The following is a 16312-nucleotide window of genomic DNA, read 5'->3' as shown; positions in this document are numbered from 1 at the left end:
GGCGTGTGGACCGGGCCCGGCCGGACATACGGAGACCATGCGACAGACCTGGACGACCCGGATGGCGAAGGCCCGGCACGCGCTCTCCGTACGCGGCGGCCACGGCGGCGACCGCGGCGGCGGCCTGGACGGGCGCGCGGGCCACCGGCCCGGCGAGCCGGTGGTACCGCTCGCTGGACAGACCCGCCTGGCAGCCGCCGTCCTGGGCCTTCCCGGTGGTCTGGACACCGCTGTACGCCTCTTTCACCTGGAGCGCCGGCCACGCCCTCAACCGCACGACCGGCCGCGACCGCACCGCCCTGGCCGCCGCCTACGGCACCAACCTGGCCCTGAACGCCGGTTGGACCTGGCTCTTCTTCGGCCTCCGCAGCCCGGCCGCGGGCGTCGCGGGCAGCCTGCTGCTCGACGCTGACAACCTGCACCTGATCCGGCGGACGGCGCGCCACGACCCCGCAGCCGCCGCCGCACTCGCCCCCTACGCCGCCTGGTGCCTGTTCGCCACCGCCCTCAGCACCTCCCTCGCCCGCCGCAACCCCTGACCGCCGGTCCGGCCGACCACCTCGGTGCGCGCCGGGCAGGTGCGGGCGCTAGGCCAATCCGGACAAGTCCGGTCGCCCGCCCAGGCGTTGGACGGTCGCGGCGGCGGCGGCCGTGGCCAGCCGGCCCGCGGTGACCGGGTCGGCGCCGCGGCGCAGGGCGGCGACCAGGCCGCGACGAAGGCGTCGCCCGCGCCGGTCGGGTCGGTGACGGGGACGTCGGCCGGCGGGAAGAGGTGTTCGCCGTCCGGCCACACCAGCAGGTCGCCCTCGTCGGGCAGGGCGAGGGCGACCAGGGCGGGGCCGGTGGTGAGCAGGTGGCGGGCCAGGGCGCGGGCGTCCCGGGCGGAGTCGACGGGGCGGTCGGCGAGGAGTTCCGCTTCGGCGGCGTCGGCGCGCAACACGTCGAGCAGGGGCAGCAGTTCGGCGCGGACCTCCGGCTCGGGCGCGCCGTCCGCCACCACCCGGGCGCCGTGCCGCCGGGCGAGACGGGCGGCGGCTAGCAGGGTGGCCGAGGGCTGTTGGAGTTGCAGGGAGACGGTGTCGGCGGAGGCGAGGGCCGACCGGGCGCGGTCCAGGTCCGCGACGGTGACCAGGCTCTCCGGCGGGACGTCCTCCAGCAGGCGGCGGCTGCCCGGCGCGTCGACCAGGTCGACCAGCAGGGCGGTCCGTCCGCGCCGGGCGACCGCGGCGGTGTCGATGCCGTCCCGGTCGGCCCGGGCCAGCACCAGGGCGCCCGCGCGGTCCTCGCCCACCACGCCGACCAGCCGCACCGGCACGCCCGACTGCGCCAGGCCGACGGCCTGGTTGGCGCCCTTGCCGCCCAGGCCCTCCCACCGCTCCGCGACGTCGGCCGACCCGCCGGCCTCCGGCAGCCCGTCCGTCCGCAGCACCAGGTCCCGGCCGATCTGCCCGACCACCACGACGCCCGCCCCCGCGCTCCCGCCCGTCCACCGCGCCTCCTCGATGCGCCGGTCCGCCGGTCCGCCGGTCCGCTGCCGCCCGCGTCCGGCCGGTCGCGGGTGCCCGGCGCGCCGGGCGGCGAAACGCCCGGCCCGCCGAGAGCCGGGCGTGCGGTACCGCGGGCCCCCGCCGCCGGGGCTGCGGTCGGGTCCGTGGGCGCGGATCATGAGTGGACCGTCCGTGTCGGGGCATCCGCGCGGGGAGCCGGAAGGACCGGCGGACGTGACGGACCGGAAGGAACCCGCCGTGACCGACCCCGATCGAGCACCCAAGACGCCCGACCTGCCGCCCCCGGACGGCATCGAGGTGCCCGACATCGTCCCGGTCGGCGGCGAGGAGCGCCGCGACCCGACCGAGGAGCCGACCTCCGACCCGGACCGCGAGGCCGCGGAGACCACCCAGGCCGACGGCGGGACGAACCGCCGGACTGATCCCGACGACCGACCCCCGGGCCCCGGCCCGGACACCACCCGAGGAGTTGCCGATGACCGAGTACGAACGTTCCCGCACCATGCCGGCCCTCCCGGAGCCGGTCTTCGACGAGGCGACCGACCCCGCGCGGCTGGACGCCTGGATGCCCCGCGAGCTGCACGTGCGGGTCGACGACCCGCCCGCCGTGACCGTCCACGAGGACCGCAGCGGCACCGAGGAGCGCGGGCTGCTGCGCACCCGCCAGGACCAGTTGCGGATGGAGTGGGGCACCCGCGACGCCGGCCGGTACGCCGGCTGGCTCCAGGTCGCCGGGCTGGACACCGGGACGAGCGAGGTCACCATCCACCTCTCCTTCTTCGAGGACGGCGCCGGGCCCGCGCCGGAGACCGTCGAACGGGAGCTGGACGAGAGCCTGGCCCGGCTGGAGGAACAGGTCCGGCTCCGGGTCGACGGCGGCTGACCGCCCCGCCCCGGGGCCCGGTGCGGACCCGGCCCCGGGGCCCGGAGCGTCTCAGACCACCAGGACCCGCCGCCCGCGGGTGTGGCCGGCCCGGCTGTCGGCGTGGGCCGCCGCCGCGTCGGCCAGCGGGTACGCCTTCGCGACGGGGATGCGGAGGCGGCCCCGGGCGATCAGGTCGGCGGCCACCGCGAGCGCCTCCGGCACGCTGCCGGCCGTGTCGGAGAACCGGACGCCGTGCTCGGGCGCGCCGAGGTCGGCGATGGAGACGACCTTCCGCGGGTCGCCGGTCAGGTCGACGAGTTCGCGGACCACGCCCGCACCGGCCAGGTCGAGGGCCGCGTCGACCGGGCCGAGCCGGCGCACCCGTTCGACCCAGCCGTCGCCGTAGGTCGTGGCGGCGGCCCCCAGGGAGCGCAGGTAGTTCTGGTTGTCGGCGCCCGCCGTGCCGACCACCCCGATGCCCCGGTCGCGGGCGATCTGCAGCACGGCCGAGCCGACCCCGCCGGCCGCGCCGCTGACCAGCAGCCGCTGCCCGGGCCGGATGCCGACCTCGCGCAGGACCCGCAGTGCGGTCTCCACCACGGACGGGTAGCCGGCCGCCTCCTCGTACGTCAGCCCGTCGGGCACCGGGGCCCAGGCGGAGAGCACGGCGAACTCGGCGTAGGTGCTGCTGCCCTCGCCGAAGACCCGGTCGCCGACCGCGACCCCGGTGACGCCCTCGCCGACCTCGTCCACCACCCCCGCGGCGTCCAGCCCCAGCCCGGAGGGCAGGCGGAGCGGGTGGGCCTTGAGCGCCTGCCCCTCGCGGATCCGCCAGTCGACGGGGTTCACGCCCGCAGCGCGCACGGCGATCCGGAGCAGGCCGGGCCCGGGGTGGGGCTCCTCGCGTCGACCAGGTGCAGGACTTCGGGGCCGCCGAACTCGGCGAAGACCATCTTCTTCATGCGGACGACACTAACCCTAACCGTTAGCTTTTTGAAACAGTTGTTATTTGCTAGCTGCTAGGGTAAGGGCATGACCGAGCCGACCGGCCGCCGCGAACGCAAGAAGGCCGCCACCCGCCAGAAGATCGCCGACACCGCCCTGCGGCTCTTCCTGGAGAAGGGCTACGACGCCGTCGGCCTGCGCGACGTGGCCGCCGAGGCCGACGTCGCCGTGACCACCGTCTTCTCCCACTTCGCGGCCAAGGAGGCCCTGGTCTTCGAACAGGACCGGGACTTCGAGCAGCGCCTCGTCCGGGCGGTCGCCGACCGCGACCCCGGCGAACCGCTCGTCCCCGCCCTGCACCGCGAGGTCCGCGCCCTCGTCCGGCACTGCACCGCCGACGGCACCGCGCCGATCTGGCGGATGATCAACTCCTCGCCGGCGCTGCGGCAGTACGAGGAGACGATGCGGCTGCGCCACGCCGAGTCGCTGGCCGCCGCCATCGCCGCCGACCCCGGCCCCCCGCGCAGCACCACGGCCGTCCGCGCCCTCGCCCGGTTCGCGGTCGACGCCCACGCCCTGGCCAGGACGGCCGCCGACCCGGACGCCGCCCTGGACGAGATTTTCCGGATGATCGAGGCCGCCTGGCAGGCCGCGCCCGCGACCGGGAATCCGCAGGTCGGAACGGCTGAACCGGCCTCGCGCTGAACCGTTCCGGCAGCGCGCCCGGTTCACCCGATCGGGCGAGTGGGCCAGTCCGACCAATCCGGGGCCACCGGGGCCCCGAACGGGGGATGTGACCAACCACCCGACCCCCGCCGCCGCACCGTCCGGCCACCCGCGCCGCCGCCGCGTCGCCCGCACCCTCGGCGCGGCGGCGATCGGCCTGGCCGCTGCGGTGGCGGCGCTGGGTGCGGGCGAGTCGGCCGCGTACGCGGTGGGGGCGCGGAGCGCGCCGGTGATCGCGGTCGGGTCGGCGGCGATCGACCTGACGCCCACTCCGCTGAAGGAGTACGCGGTCCGCACCTTCGGCACCCACGACAAGCCGGTGCTGCTGGGCGGCATCTACCTGACGATGGCCCTGCTCGCCGCGCTGGCCGGCCTGCTGGCGGTGCGCCGCCCGCTCGCCGGGGCCGCGGTGTTCGGGGCGTTCGGCGGGCTCGGCGCCTGGGCCGCGCTCTCCCGTCCCGGCGCGGCGGCGGCGGACTGCGACCCGTCGCTGGCCGCCGGTCTGGTCGGCGCGGCCACCGTGCTGATCCTGGCCCGGCTCCGGCGGCGCACCACCCCCGCACCGCCCCCGGCGGCGGCGGAACGGGAGACGGCGGAACGGGAGCCGGTGGAGCGGGCGACCACGAGCCCGGGCCAGGACCAGGTGTCCGCGACCGCGCTGACCGGTCGCCGCACCGTCCTGACCGCCACCGCCGCGACCTTCGCGGCGGGCGCCCTGGCCGGGGTCGGCGGACGGGTCCTGACGGACCGCCGGTTCGACGTCACCGCCGCCCGCGACGCCGTCCGCCTCCCGGTGCCCGCCCGTCGGCTGCCGCCCCCGCCCGCCGCCCTGCACCCCGAGGTCCCGGGCCTGTCCCCGTTCACCACCCCGAACGCGGACTTCTACCGGGTCGACACCGCGCTCACCCTGCCCCGGATCGACCCGCGCGACTGGGCGCTGCGCATCCACGGCCTGGTCGACCACCCGCAGCTGATCACCTTCGACCAACTGCTGCGCGAACCGCTCGAAGAGCTCGACCACACGCTGTCCTGCGTCTCCAACGAGGTCGGCGGCCCCTACGTGGGCACCACCCGCTGGCTCGGCGCCGCCCTGCCCGCGCTGCTGCGCCGGGCCGGGGTCCGCGCCGGGGCCGACCAGCTGGTGGGGCGCTCGCAGGACGGCATGACCATCGGCACCCCGCTGGAGTCCGTCCTGGACGGGCGGCGCGCGCTGCTCGCCGTCGCCATGAACGGCGAGGCGCTGCCGGTCGCGCACGGCTTCCCCTGCCGCAGCGTGGTGCCCGGCTTCTACGGCTACGCCTCCGCCACCAAGTGGCTGGTCGAGCTGGAGGTCACCACCTTCGCCGCGTTCGACCCGTACTGGGTGCGGCGCGGCTGGGACCGCACCGGCACCGTCCGCACCGCCTCCCGGATCGAGGTCCCGGCCCCGTTCGCGAAGGTCCCCGCCGGGGACGTGGACGTCGCGGGCACCGCCTGGGCCACCCATCGGGGCGTCGCGGCCGTGGAGGTCCGCGTCGACGGCGGCCCGTGGCAGCAGACCGACCTGGCCGCCGACGCCGGGCCCGACCTGTGGCGGCAGTGGTCGTACCGCTGGCGCGGCGCGCCGCCCGGCACCCACCGGATCGAGGTGCGCGCCACCGACGCCGCCGGCGCCGTGCAGCCCGAGCAGCGCGCCGCGCCGTTCCCCGCCGGGGCGACGGGCTGGCACAGCACCGTCGTCACCGTCACCTGACCATCACGTACCTGACGAACCGTCATTAACCTTTCCATCACTACCACTTCACCTGTATCGAGGAGCGTTCCGCCATGTCCTTCACCACCCGTCGCCGTACCCTGACCGCCCTGCTCGCCACCGGTGCCCTCACCCTCACCCTGGGGGCGTGCAGCAGCAGCGGCGAGACGAGTTCCACGTCCGCCTCGGCCACCGCCGGGAGTTCCTCGTCCGCCCCGATGTCCGGTTCCGACAGCAGCACCGCCTCGGCCGCCGCGATGGCCGGCCAGCCGTTCGGCGCGGCCTGTGCCGCCGTGCCGAAGGACGGTGCCGGGTCGTTCTCCGGCATGGCCATGGACCCGGTGGCCACCGCGGCCTCCAACAACCCGCTGCTGTCCACGCTGGTGACGGCGGTCAAGCAGGCCGGGCTGGTCGACACCCTCAACTCCGCGCAGAACATCACCGTCTTCGCGCCCACCAACGACGCCTTCGCCAAGATCCCGAAGGCCGACCTGGACGCGCTGCTCGCCGACAAGGCCAAGCTCACCAAGGTGCTCACCTACCACGTCGCCCCCGAGCGGCTGGCCCCGAACGCGCTGACCGGCACCCACAAGTCCCTGGAGGGCGGCGACCTCACCGCCGCCGGCGCCCAGCCGGACTTCACCGTCAACGGCAACTCCAAGGTCCTGTGCGGCAACGTCCAGACCGCCAACGCCACCGTCTACATCGTCGACACCGTCCTGATGCCGACCTCCTGACCCACCACCGGACCGCACCCCGGTCCGTCCCGGCGACCACGCGCCGGGACGGGCCGGGGTGCTCCGTGTCCGCCCCGCGCCCGCCCCGTGCGGCTCCGGGTCAGGACAGGCCGAGCGCGGGCAGGACGGCGGACTCCACGTACCGCCGCAGGTAGTCCGCGTCGGCGGGGCGGCCGGAGAGGAGCGGCCTGATCCGGGTCGCGCCGAAGATCATGTCCGGTACGAACGCGAGGGCCGGGTGGTCGGCCGGCACCTCGCCGCGGGCCACGCCGCGCCGCAGGATCTCCTCCAGCGCCGCGACCTCGGGGGCGATCACCGTCTCCCGCACCGCGTCCCGCAGGTCGCTGTCGGTCATCACCGCGTAGCCGAGCGCCTGGAGCAGGGCGGTGTCCCGCTCGGACCACGTCCCGGTGGCCGCGGCCACCCGGCGCAGGTCGCCGGCCAGCGAACCGGTGTCGATGCCCGCGCACCGCGGTTCCCGCCGGGCGCGCAGGGCCGCCGCGACGAACCGCGCCTTGGTCCGCCAGCGCCGGTAGAGCGTCGACTTGCCGCACCGGGTGCGGGCGGCCACGCCCTCCATGGTGACGGCCTCGTAGCCGCCGGTGCGGATCTCGTCGAGCACCGCCTCGAAGAACTCCCGCTCCCGCTCGGACGTGATCTTCGACCGGGTCGAGCCGCAGCCCGGCTCCCCGTCCCGCACGCCCTCCTCGTCCCGCACGCCCTCCACCTCCCGCACGCCCTCCACCTCCCGCACCTCCTGCCCGCCCCGTCCGGGGCGCGGTGTCGTCCCGCCGTCCCCGGGGTGTCGGGGCGGCGACGGCCGTATGTACACTCCACCAACGTATCGATACGCGACTGTATCGATACGTCAGCGTATCGGCACTCGCACGCGGGACCCGGGAACCGGGCCGCCCGCCAGTAAGGGGGAGCGGTTGCGCACCGCGACAGACTCCGCCGGAGCCCCGGCCGGAGACATACCCCGGCCCCCGGTGGTACGGGAACTCCTGCTCGTCCTCGGGCTCTTCACGGTCTACAAACTCGGCCGCCGACTGGCCATCGGCCACACCGCCGCCGCCTTCCACAACGCCGACCGGGTCTGGGGCCTGGAGCGCACCGTCCACCTCCCGGCGAGGGCGCCGTGCAGGACCTGCTGCTGCGCAACGAGACGGTGGTGCACCTGGCGAACGTCTACTACGCGACCGTCCACTTCCCCGCGACCGCGCTGTTCCTGGTCTGGCTCTACCTCCGCCGCCCCGCCCACTACGTCTGGGCCCGCCGGGTGCTGGCCGCCGTCACCTCGGCCGCCCTGATCCTGCCCTTCGCCTTCCCGCTGGCCCCGCCCCGGATGCTCGCCTCCACCGGCCTGGAGGACACCGGCCGGCTCTACGGGCCCGCGGTCTACGGCCCGCCCACCGCCGACCACCTCTCCAACCAGTTCGCCGCGATGCCCTCCCTGCACTTCGGCTGGGCCCTGATGGTGGCCGTCGGCCTGATCGCGGCCACTCGCTCGCGCTGGCGCTGGCTCTGGCTGCTGCACCCCCTGGTCACCCTCACCGTGATCGTCGGAACGGCCAACCACTACTGGCTGGACTCCATCGCGGCCACCCTGATGTTCCTGCTCGCCTTCACCTTCATCCGCGCCCCCGCCCCCACCACCGACTGCCGGACCCGCCGCCCCCGACCCCCGGAGGACCGCGCCCTGGTCCCGATCGCCCACTGACTCCGGCAGCCCGGCGGTCCCGGCGGCTCAGCGGCCGCCACCCGCGGTGAGCGTCGGCTCCGGCGCGAACCCGCCCTCGGCCGGGGCGGGTTCGGGCTGCTCCGGCCCGTGGCCCCCGGCGGCCGCGGCGGCGGCGCGCAGGGCCGCTTCGACCCGGCGGTTACTGGTCATCGAGGCGGTGACGGCCGTCATGGTGAGCAGCAGGAACGCGGCGGCGTACAGCGGGGTGCGGACGTCGTGGGAGGTGGCCAGCCAGCCGCCGAGGAAGGCGCCCAGCGGCGCGGCGCACATGGCCAGCATCCGGGAGGTGGAGGCAACCCGGCCCATCAGGTGGGGCGGCACGATCGCCTGGCGGAGGGAGGGCGCGAGCACCATCGTGGCGCCCATCCCGGCGCCGCAGAGGGCGAGGGCCAGCCCGGCCGCGTACGGGTTCGGCGCGGCGGCCAGGCCCAGGACGGCGAGACCTTCCAGCCCGGCGGTGCAGGTCAGCGCGGTGCCGGTGCCGAGCCGCCGCCCCAGGACGGAGGCGACGGCCGCGCCGAGCAGACCGCCGGTGGCCTCCGCGGTGAGCAGCAGGCCGAAGCCGGAGGTGCCGACGCCGAGGCGGTCGTGCGCGAAGAGGGCCAGGACGGTCTCCACCGCGAGGAAGGCGACGTTCCCGACCGCCGGGCGGAGCGCGAGCCCGAGCAGCACCCGGTCCCGGAAGACGTACGAGGCACCGGCCCGGGCCTGCCGGAGCAGCGACTCGCGGGCCGCCGGCGCCGGCCGGGGCCCGGCGGGCAGGGTGCGCACGAGCAGCGCGGAGAGCAGGAACGACACCGCGTCGGCCAGCAGCGGCACCGCCCGTCCCAGGGCGAGCAGCGCGCTGCCCGCGGGCGGCCCGGCGAAGCCGGACATGGCGGTCTGGGCGCCGCGCAGCCGGGAGTTGGCCCGCTCCAGGAGTGCGGGGTCGCGCCGGAGCAGCTCCGGCAGGTAGGCGGTGGCGGCGGTGTCGAAGAACAGCCCCCCGACGCCGAGCAGGAAGGCGACGGCGGCGAGCAGCGGAACGCTCAGCAGGCCGAGCGCGGCCGCCGCCGCGGCCGCCGCGAGCAGCGCCGCGCGGGCGGCGTCCGCGATCCACATGGTGCGCCGGCGGTCCCAGCGGTCCACCAGCGCGCCGCCGAGCACGCCGAGCAGCAGCCAGGGCAGCGTCCCGGCGGCCGTGACGACGGCGAGCGCCAGCGGGTTCCTGGTCAGGGTCAGGGCGAGCAGCGGCAGTGCGGCGTGCATCACCCCGTCGCCGAGCGAGGAGACGGTCTGGGCGGTCCACAGCCGGCCGAAGCCGGACGGCAACCTCCTTGCGCCGGTGGTCATGCGGAGCCCTCCTCGGCCTCGGCCCGGGCGCGCGGCGCCGGGTGGAACAGGGCGAGGACCAGCGAGGCGTCCGGCAGCGCGGGGTCGGAGAGGGCGCGGTACTCGTCCGCCAACGCCTCCAGCCGGGCGCCGAGTTCGGCGAACTGCCGCTCGGTGAGCCGCAGGTGCGCCATCCGCACGTACCGCTCGCTGTTCGCGGGCGCGGACTCCAGGTCGGCCACCGCGTGGCGCATCAGCACGTCCGGCCCGCCCTCGCCCGGGTCGGGCAGCACGATCGACCGGGCGGCCATGGCGTAGTACCGCTCGGTGACCCCCCGGACCTTCCTGGTCCGCACCACCTTCACCAGGCCGGCCCGTTCGAGCAGCCGCACGTGGTAGCTGGAGCTCCCCTTGGCGAGGCCGACCCGCTCGGCGACCTGGGTGATGGTGGCGGGTTCGAAGCGGAGCACGGCCATGATCCGGTGGCGGGTGAGGTTGGAGACGGCGCGCAGTTGCTCGTCCGTCGTGACGTGGAACGTCTCGGGAAGATCTTCGTCGGTGGGCACGGAAGTAATGGTCAACGTTTCTTGACCATTGCGCAAGGGGTTTCGCCCGAACTTCCGCGATCCGTCGCCCGGCCTGCGGACGCCGACCGGGGCGAACGCGCGTGCGTCAGCCCGGCGGGCCGGTGCCCACCCCTCCGGGCGGGGGGAAGGGAACCCTTCCGACCTGCGGTGATGTCCGGGGGGGCGGGGCCGCTCGGCGCGCGGGCCGTCCGGGGGGTGCCTACCGTGGGCCGGGTGCGCCCGTCCGCCGGGCGGTGCCGGAGTTTCGCGGGTCGGTGCTGTCCGGTCCCGCCGCAGGGGAAGGGGAGACCTGATGGAGAGTCTGCTGACGGACCGGACGGCGGTCGTCTACGGCGCCGGGGCGGTCGGCGGCGCGGTGGCCCGGGCCTTCGCCCGCGAAGGGGCCCGGGTGTTCGTCGCGGGCCGGGGCGAGGCCGGGCTCAAGCAACTGGCCCACGACGTGGAGTCCGAGGGCGGCTCACTGGTCACCGCGCAGGTCGACGCGCTCGACCGGGACGCGGTCGAGGGCTTCCTGGACTCCGTGGTCGAGCGGACCGGTGGCCTCGACGTCTCGTTCTGCGCGACCTCCACCCGGCGGCCCGGCGGCGCCCAGGGCGCGGCCCTCGGCGAGCTGTCCTTCGAGGACTTCGCGCTGCCGATCATCGACTTCACCAAGGCCCAGTTCGTCACCGCCAACGCGGCGGCGGCCCGGATGGTGCCGCGCGGGCGGGGCGCGATCATGATGATGACCGCCGCGCCCGCGCGCGTCCCCTACCCCTACACCGCCGGGTTCGGCCCGGCCTGGGCGGCGGTCGAGGGCTTCGCCCGCACCCTCGCGGCCGAACTCGGGCCGCAGGGCGTACGGGTGCTCTGCCTGCACTCCGCCGGATCACCGGAGGCGGCCCGCAGCATGGAGAGCACGATGGCGACCGGCCTGCCCGAACTGCCCGCCCGGCAGGCGGGCTGGCAGGAGCGCTCCGCCGCCCGCAACCTGCTGGGCCGCTGGCCCGCGCTGGCGGACGTCGGGAACATGGCGGCGTTCCTGGCCTCGGACCTGGCCCCCGTCTCCACGGGCACCACGGTCGACCTGACCGGCGGCATGGTCGGCCGCTGACGGCGGCCGGACCGCGCACGGCGGCCGGACCGCGCACGGCGGGTCCGCCGCCCCCGGTGGGGGAGCGACGGGCCCGCCGTCCGTGATCCGGCCGCCCGGACGTCCTCAGATGTACAGCGTGTTGGGCTCCAGGCCGCACAGGGCCCGGCCGTAGAGCTCGGTGTTGGTGTCCGGGTTGATCAGGGCGTGCAGGGCGACGGCCTGGATGTCCCGGGCGATCCGCTGGAGCGGGACGTCGAGGTGGATCGAGCTGCCGCCGCTGATGCTCACCAGCAGGTCGACGGCGTGCTTGGCGAGCCGGGTCGCCTCGCCCTGGTCGTTGCGGACCTGGGCCCGCTCCTCCAGCTTCCACTCCTCGCCACTGGCCGCCTTGGCGTCCACGGTGGCCGCGCCGCGCCGGGCGTGGAACTCCGCCTGGTCGATGCTGTTGACCGCCTCGGCGACCCGCAGGTGGGTGATCGGGGCCTCGGCCTGCACGGTGTAGTCGGTGTAGGTGATCTTCCGGCCGGGCAGCCGCTCGAAGAACACCTCCCGGGCCGCCTTGGCCAGACCGACCGCCACGCCGACGCCGGAGGCCGCCGCGACCAGGGAGGCCGGGGTCCGCCAGACCGGGGAGTCGGCGTTGGCCCGGGACAGCCCCTGCGGGCGCATCGCGGCCCCCATCGGGATGATCCGGTGCTCCGGGACGAACAGCTCCTCCGCCACCGTGGTGACGCTGCCGGTGCCGCGCAGCGCGCTGGTGTGCCAGTCGTCGACGATCTTCAGGTCCGCCATCGGGACCAGCCCCATGACGGGCTCGGGCTCGGCGTCCGGACGGAGCAGGATCGCGGCGATCTCCTGCCAGCCCGCGTGCCAGGCCCCGCTGACGAACTTCCAGGAGCCGTTGAGCACGATGCCGCCCTCGGTCGGCACGGCCGTGCCGGTGGGGCTGTTGGTGCCGCAGACCCGGGGGGCCGCGGAGGTGAAGACCTCGTCCTGGGCGGCGTCCGGGAACAGGCCGGCGATCCAGGTCGGTATCCAGAACACCGAGGAGGTCCAGGCGATGGCGCCGTCGGCCCGGCCCAGCTCCATGGCGACCTCCACCAGCGTGCTGGTGTCGCACTCGTAGCCGCCGTAGCGCACCGGCGTCCGGAGCCGGAAGACGCCGGCCTCGGTGAGCGCCGAGACGGTCTCCTCGCTCAGCCGGCGGTTCTCCTCCGACCAGGCCGCCTGCTCCCGGAGGGCCGGCACCAGCGCGGAGACCCGTTCGACGATTTCTTCCCGGGTCGGTATTCCAGTGGACGACATCATTTCCTCCTGGACGGTTCGATTGAGTGGGTGACCGGACCGGAATTCCCATTCACGTGGTCACCGGAGAACGATTCCACCGGGCCCGCCGACGCGTCCTCTTCTGAATTGCCTGGTCCCGGCGGAGGGCTTTCCCGGTTGAGCAACCGCGGAGAAGGAAAGGCGTGCCGCGCGTGCCACCTTGGTCCCAGCATCGTTCCCGCCCGCCGATTCCCGGCGGCGGTGCCGTACCTGGAGGCCAGTGTGGATCTGTCGCCCATCGTGACCAAGGACGAGTGGCTCGCCGCCCGGAAGGACCTGCTGGAGCAGGAGAAGGAGCTCACCCGCCTGCGCGACGCGGTCTCGGCGTCCCGGCGCGCGCTGCCCCGGGTGCGGATCGAGAAGGAGTACGTCTTCGAGGCGCCCGGGGCCTCGCCCACGCTGCTCGACCTGTTCCAGGGCCGCCGGCAGCTGATCGTCCGTCACTTCATGTTCGACCCGGCCTGGGAGGAGGGCTGCCCCGGCTGCTCGATGCAGGCCGACTCGGTGGGGCACCTGGCCCACCTGCACAACCGCGACACCTCGTTCGTGATGGTGGCCCGGGCGCCGATCGCCAAGATCGAGGCGTTCCGGCAGCGGATGGGCTGGGACCTCCCCTTCGTCTCCTCCCACGGCAACGACTTCAACCACGACTTCCACGTGACCACCGACAAGGGCGAACTGCCCGGCGTGAGCTCCTTCCTGCGCGAGGGCGACGAGGTCTTCCACACCAACTCGGTGTACGACCGCGGCAGCGAGGTCACCCTGAACACCTACAACTACCTGGAGATGACCCTGCTGGGCCGGCAGGAGGAGGGCCTGGCCCGCCCCTGGGACTGGTGGCGGCACCACGACCGCTACGACGACGAGAGCGCCAAGGGGCCCGGCGAGAACTGGTGGAACGGCCAGGACAAGTTCAGCTCCTGACCGGCCCCGCCCGCCCGCGAGCACGCGCGAGCGCCCCCGGGCGTTCGCGCGCACTCGCGTGCCCGCGCGCCCGTCCGCGGACGGCGGACACGGGCACGGACCCGCCGGGACCGGACGGCCCGGGTGGCCGGCCCGCAGCGGGCCGGCCACCCGGGCCGTCGCGGTGCGCCGCCGCTCAGAGTTCCCCGGCCAGGAAGCGCAGCACCAGGCGGTTGACCTCGGCGGGCCGCTCGACCAGCCCGAGGTGGCCCGCGCCCCGGACCACCTCGGCGTGCGAGCCCGCGGGCAGGCCCGCGACGATGTCCGCCAGCACCGCCTCGGTGATCACGAAGCTGGGGTCCTCCGAGCCGAAGAGGTTGAGCACCGGCCGGCTCGGCGGGGCGCCCCAGACGGCGGCGTGCTCCTGGACCCACTCCGGCGTGCCGAAGCGGTCGGGCGGGAAGGCCGTCCGGTACAGGGCGAGCGCCGCGGCCAGGTTCTCCGGCGCGCGCAGGGCGTCCTTGGCGTGCTTGAGGTCCTCGGTGGCGTCGAAGCCGTCCGCGGTGAACTTCCGGTAGATCCAGTCGAGGTAGCCGAGGTCGTCCGCGGCGACCACCTGCTCGGCCACCGCCGTCTGGAAGAACCAGAAGTGGCTGAGCGCGTCGGTGCCCCGGGGCGTCAGGACCATCGGCCCGAACACCGGCAGCGGCGGCACGTCGCAGACCACCGCCCGCGACCAGCGCTCCCCGTCCTGCGCCGCGCCCCACACCGCGGGGGCGCTGAAGTCGTGCCCCACCAGGACGGCGTCGCCGTCGCCGCCCAGCGCCTCGTGCAGGCCGTTGATGTCGGACACCAGGTCGGCGATCGCGAAGGAGCCGTCCGGCGGCAGCGTCGAGGGCGCGAAGCCGCGCAGGTACGGGGCGACGGCGCGGTAGCCCGCCGCGGCCAGCGCGGGCATCAGGTGGCGGTAGGTGGCCGGGGACATCGGGAAGCCGTGCATGAGCAGGGCCAGTGGTCCGTCGCCCTGTTCCAGGTAGGCGAATTCGATGGCGTTGACGGTGGTTCTCTTCACTGTCACGGTCGGGGTCCGTTCCTCGCGGGGGAAAGGGAACGCGCGCGGCGGCCGCATCGCATTCGGCCGCCCGGCGCCGGCGGGCGGCGGAACGGCCCCGCGGAGACATCCGCCGGTCCGTCCCGCCGATCGCCCTCCGATGGTCCCGGCAATTCCCCCGGACCTTCTTCTCCGTGGGTGCCGTCTTTTCCCGCGGCGGGTCGGCCCGCCGTGCACCGGCCCGTCGGCCCGCCGTGCACCGGCCCGTCGGCCCGCCGTGCACCGGCCCGTCGGCCCGCCGTGCACCGGCCCGTCGGCCCGCCGTGCACCGGCCCGTCGGACCGGTCGGGCCGGCCCCGTAAGGCCGGTCAGCGGCCCGCGGGCTGCTCCTCGACCTCGACCCGGGGGTCGGCCGCGGTCGCGGGCGGCGCCTCGGCGCGGGGGCGCAGGCCCACCCACACCAGGCCCACCGCGAGGAGCGTGACGATCACGTCGACGCCGAGCGCGAGCCGGATGCCGTCCAGCTGCACGGCGCGGGAGGCCGCGACGGCGCTGAGGATCGGGATGCCGATGGTGGCCGCCACCTGCTGGCTGAGCGCGGCGAGGCCGGTCGCCAGCCCCTGCTCGGAGTCCGGCAGGCCGGAGGTCGCGGTCACGGTGTAGGCGACGATCGAGGTCACGTGCCCGAAGAAGCTGATGAACAGGGCGGGCAGCAGCACCGCCAGCATGACCCGGTCGGTGCCGAGCAGGACCAGCGGCGCGGTGGCCAGCCCCTGCACCGACAGGCCGACGGTCAGTACGGCCCGGGTGCCGAAGCGGCCGATCACCCGGCCCGCGATGACACCGGCGGCCACCGCCGCGAGCCCGGGGACGCCGAAGATCAGGCCGGTGGTCAGCGGGGCGAAGTGCAGCACGTCCTGGAGGTACAGCGTCATCAGGAAGATCAGCGCGCTCTCCATCGCGAAGACGACGAGCCCGGCGAAGTTGCCCCACTTCACGGTGGGGCGCTTGAGGATGCGCACCGAGGCGAGCGGCGCGGGCGCGCGCAGCTCGATCGCCCAGAACACGCCGAGCAGCACCACGCCGACGGCGGCGACCAGCAGGTTCTTGCCGATGATGCCGTAGGTGAACGCGAGCAGGCCGGCCGTCACCGAGACGGCGCCGGGCACGTCGAGCCGGACCTTCTCCGGGGCCCGGCTGTCGGCGATCAGCCGCGGCGTCGCGATCAGGATGGCGACGGCCACCGGGACGTTGATCAGGAAGGCCCAGCGCCAGCTGAGCAGCCCGACCAGGGTGCCGCCGACCAGGGCGCCCACCGTGAACCCGCCGGACAGCAGCGCGCCGTTCAGGCCCAGCACCCGCTCCCGCATCGCGCCCTCGGAGAACGAGGTGGTCAGCAGGGACAGCGCGGCCGGGGCGGCCATCGCGGTCGACAGACCCTGCAGGACGCGCGCGGTCAGCAGCGGGCCGCCGCTGTCCGAGACGCCGCCGAGCACCGAGGCCACGGTGAGCAGCGTGATGCCCGCGAGGAAGAGCCGGCGGCGGCCGAATAGGTCGGCGATCCGGCCGAACAGCAGGGTGAAGCCGGCGGCCGGCAGCGCGTAGGCCGACGCCACCCACGGCAGGTCGTCGGAGGATATCCCGACCCCGGAACCGATCTGGGGGAGCGCGACGTTGAGGATCGAGAAGTCGACGGACAGCATGAACTGCGCGCCCAGCAGCACGAACAGGGTCAGTCTGAGCCGGGTGCTCATGCGGTTCCGCGGGTCGGGAATCGTGGTCATGCCAGCAAGCGTGGGAGATCA

At 75.3% G+C, this 16312-nt stretch carries 14 protein-coding genes and 2 pseudogenes; 8 read left to right on the top strand and 8 right to left on the bottom strand.

Features of this window, described 5'->3' with window-relative positions; all coding sequences use genetic code 11:
• The first annotated feature begins 5 nt into the window (after positions 1 to 5).
• Positions 6 to 539, top strand: a complete 534-nt coding sequence (locus QMQ26_RS02875; RefSeq protein WP_282204651.1) for a TspO/MBR family protein — start codon at positions 6 to 8, stop codon at positions 537 to 539.
• On the opposite strand, the gene QMQ26_RS02870 is transcribed toward QMQ26_RS02875, so the two are convergent.
• Complete coding sequence (locus QMQ26_RS02870) at positions 476 to 1666, bottom strand: PfkB family carbohydrate kinase (RefSeq protein WP_282204650.1); 1191 nt, start codon at positions 1664 to 1666, stop codon at positions 476 to 478. The genes QMQ26_RS02875 and QMQ26_RS02870 overlap by 64 nt on opposite strands.
• 317 nt (positions 1667 to 1983) lie before the next feature.
• On the opposite strand from QMQ26_RS02870, the gene QMQ26_RS02865 reads away from it, so the two are divergent.
• Positions 1984 to 2391: an SRPBCC family protein gene (locus QMQ26_RS02865; RefSeq protein ID WP_282204649.1), complete on the top strand. Its 408-nt coding sequence runs from the start codon at positions 1984 to 1986 to the stop codon at positions 2389 to 2391.
• Positions 2392 to 2442: 51 nt separating this feature from the next.
• Here the strand turns inward: QMQ26_RS02865 and QMQ26_RS02860 are convergent.
• Positions 2443 to 3335 (bottom strand): annotated as a pseudogene (locus QMQ26_RS02860) (NADP-dependent oxidoreductase).
• A 70-nt stretch (positions 3336 to 3405) separates the two neighbouring features.
• Here QMQ26_RS02860 and QMQ26_RS02855 point away from each other — a divergent pair.
• From QMQ26_RS02855 to QMQ26_RS02845, 3 genes are all read left to right on the top strand, one after another.
• The gene (locus QMQ26_RS02855) at positions 3406 to 4023 is read left to right on the top strand and encodes a TetR/AcrR family transcriptional regulator (RefSeq protein WP_282204648.1); all 618 of its coding nucleotides are present in this window, start codon (positions 3406 to 3408) and stop codon (positions 4021 to 4023) included.
• A gap of 88 nt (positions 4024 to 4111) precedes the next feature.
• Positions 4112 to 5776 carry a molybdopterin-dependent oxidoreductase gene (locus QMQ26_RS02850; protein ID WP_282204647.1) on the top strand — a complete coding sequence of 555 codons (1665 nt, stop codon included), beginning with the start codon at positions 4112 to 4114 and terminating at the stop codon, positions 5774 to 5776.
• A gap of 74 nt (positions 5777 to 5850) precedes the next feature.
• Complete coding sequence (locus QMQ26_RS02845; RefSeq protein WP_282204646.1) at positions 5851 to 6513, top strand: fasciclin domain-containing protein; 663 nt, start codon at positions 5851 to 5853, stop codon at positions 6511 to 6513.
• A 100-nt stretch (positions 6514 to 6613) separates the two neighbouring features.
• Here QMQ26_RS02845 and QMQ26_RS02840 read toward each other — a convergent pair whose 3' ends face one another.
• A complete protein-coding gene (locus QMQ26_RS02840; protein WP_282206393.1) occupies positions 6614 to 7213 on the bottom strand; it encodes a TetR/AcrR family transcriptional regulator in 600 nt (199 codons plus the stop codon).
• Between the two features lie 232 nt (positions 7214 to 7445).
• Between QMQ26_RS02840 and QMQ26_RS02835 the strand changes: the two are divergent.
• A pseudogene (locus tag QMQ26_RS02835) lies at positions 7446 to 8233 on the top strand (phosphatase PAP2 family protein).
• A 27-nt stretch (positions 8234 to 8260) separates the two neighbouring features.
• Here the strand turns inward: QMQ26_RS02835 and QMQ26_RS02830 are convergent.
• Together QMQ26_RS02830 and QMQ26_RS02825 are read right to left on the bottom strand one after the other, a co-directional pair.
• The gene (locus tag QMQ26_RS02830) at positions 8261 to 9586 is read right to left on the bottom strand and encodes an MFS transporter (RefSeq protein WP_282204645.1); all 1326 of its coding nucleotides are present in this window, start codon (positions 9584 to 9586) and stop codon (positions 8261 to 8263) included.
• Entirely contained in the window at positions 9583 to 10131 is a 549-nt protein-coding gene (locus QMQ26_RS02825) for an ArsR/SmtB family transcription factor (protein WP_282204644.1), read from the bottom strand. Before QMQ26_RS02825 ends, QMQ26_RS02830 begins: the two co-directional genes overlap by 4 nt.
• Positions 10132 to 10444: 313 nt before the next feature.
• Between QMQ26_RS02825 and QMQ26_RS02820 the strand changes: the two genes are divergently transcribed.
• Positions 10445 to 11245 (top strand): SDR family NAD(P)-dependent oxidoreductase, encoded by an 801-nt coding sequence (locus tag QMQ26_RS02820; RefSeq protein ID WP_159072951.1) that lies wholly within the window; start codon positions 10445 to 10447, stop codon positions 11243 to 11245.
• 105 nt (positions 11246 to 11350) lie between these two features.
• Here the strand turns inward: QMQ26_RS02820 and QMQ26_RS02815 are convergent, their stop codons facing one another.
• Positions 11351 to 12532: an acyl-CoA dehydrogenase family protein gene (locus QMQ26_RS02815; RefSeq protein ID WP_282204643.1), complete on the bottom strand. Its 1182-nt coding sequence runs from the start codon at positions 12530 to 12532 to the stop codon at positions 11351 to 11353.
• A gap of 243 nt (positions 12533 to 12775) precedes the next feature.
• Between QMQ26_RS02815 and QMQ26_RS02810 the strand changes: the two genes are divergently transcribed.
• Positions 12776 to 13477 carry a DUF899 domain-containing protein gene (locus tag QMQ26_RS02810; protein ID WP_100834722.1) on the top strand — a complete coding sequence of 234 codons (702 nt, stop codon included), beginning with the start codon at positions 12776 to 12778 and terminating at the stop codon, positions 13475 to 13477.
• A 175-nt stretch (positions 13478 to 13652) separates the two neighbouring features.
• Here QMQ26_RS02810 and QMQ26_RS02805 read toward each other — a convergent pair whose 3' ends face one another.
• Together QMQ26_RS02805 and QMQ26_RS02800 are read right to left on the bottom strand one after the other, a co-directional pair.
• Positions 13653 to 14534 (bottom strand): alpha/beta fold hydrolase, encoded by an 882-nt coding sequence (locus QMQ26_RS02805; RefSeq protein WP_100834721.1) that lies wholly within the window; start codon positions 14532 to 14534, stop codon positions 13653 to 13655.
• A 341-nt stretch (positions 14535 to 14875) separates the two neighbouring features.
• Positions 14876 to 16291: an MFS transporter gene (locus QMQ26_RS02800; protein ID WP_100834720.1), complete on the bottom strand. Its 1416-nt coding sequence runs from the start codon at positions 16289 to 16291 to the stop codon at positions 14876 to 14878.
• Positions 16292 to 16312 lie beyond the last annotated feature (21 nt).

This window comes from Kitasatospora fiedleri, from assembly GCF_948472415.1.
Classification (GTDB): Bacteria; Actinomycetota; Actinomycetes; order Streptomycetales; family Streptomycetaceae; genus Kitasatospora; species Kitasatospora fiedleri.
The sequence above is the reverse complement of the archived record's forward strand: the minus strand, read 5'-3'. Positions and strand labels throughout refer to the sequence as shown.

What these genes read in the sequence shown, in the direction of transcription:
- QMQ26_RS02870 (WP_282204650.1), bottom strand. Translation starts at nt 1,666, where the DNA reads ATGATCCGCGCCCACGGACCCGACCGCAGCCCCGGCGGCGGGGGCCCG.
- QMQ26_RS02865 (WP_282204649.1), top strand. Translation starts at nt 1,984, where the DNA reads ATGACCGAGTACGAACGTTCCCGCACCATGCCGGCCCTCCCGGAGCCG.
- QMQ26_RS02855 (WP_282204648.1), top strand. Translation starts at nt 3,406, where the DNA reads ATGACCGAGCCGACCGGCCGCCGCGAACGCAAGAAGGCCGCCACCCGC.
- QMQ26_RS02845 (WP_282204646.1), top strand. Translation starts at nt 5,851, where the DNA reads ATGTCCTTCACCACCCGTCGCCGTACCCTGACCGCCCTGCTCGCCACC.
- QMQ26_RS02830 (WP_282204645.1), bottom strand. Translation starts at nt 9,586, where the DNA reads ATGACCACCGGCGCAAGGAGGTTGCCGTCCGGCTTCGGCCGGCTGTGG.
- QMQ26_RS02820 (WP_159072951.1), top strand. Translation starts at nt 10,445, where the DNA reads ATGGAGAGTCTGCTGACGGACCGGACGGCGGTCGTCTACGGCGCCGGG.
- QMQ26_RS02815 (WP_282204643.1), bottom strand. Translation starts at nt 12,532, where the DNA reads ATGTCGTCCACTGGAATACCGACCCGGGAAGAAATCGTCGAACGGGTC.
- QMQ26_RS02800 (WP_100834720.1), bottom strand. Translation starts at nt 16,291, where the DNA reads ATGACCACGATTCCCGACCCGCGGAACCGCATGAGCACCCGGCTCAGA.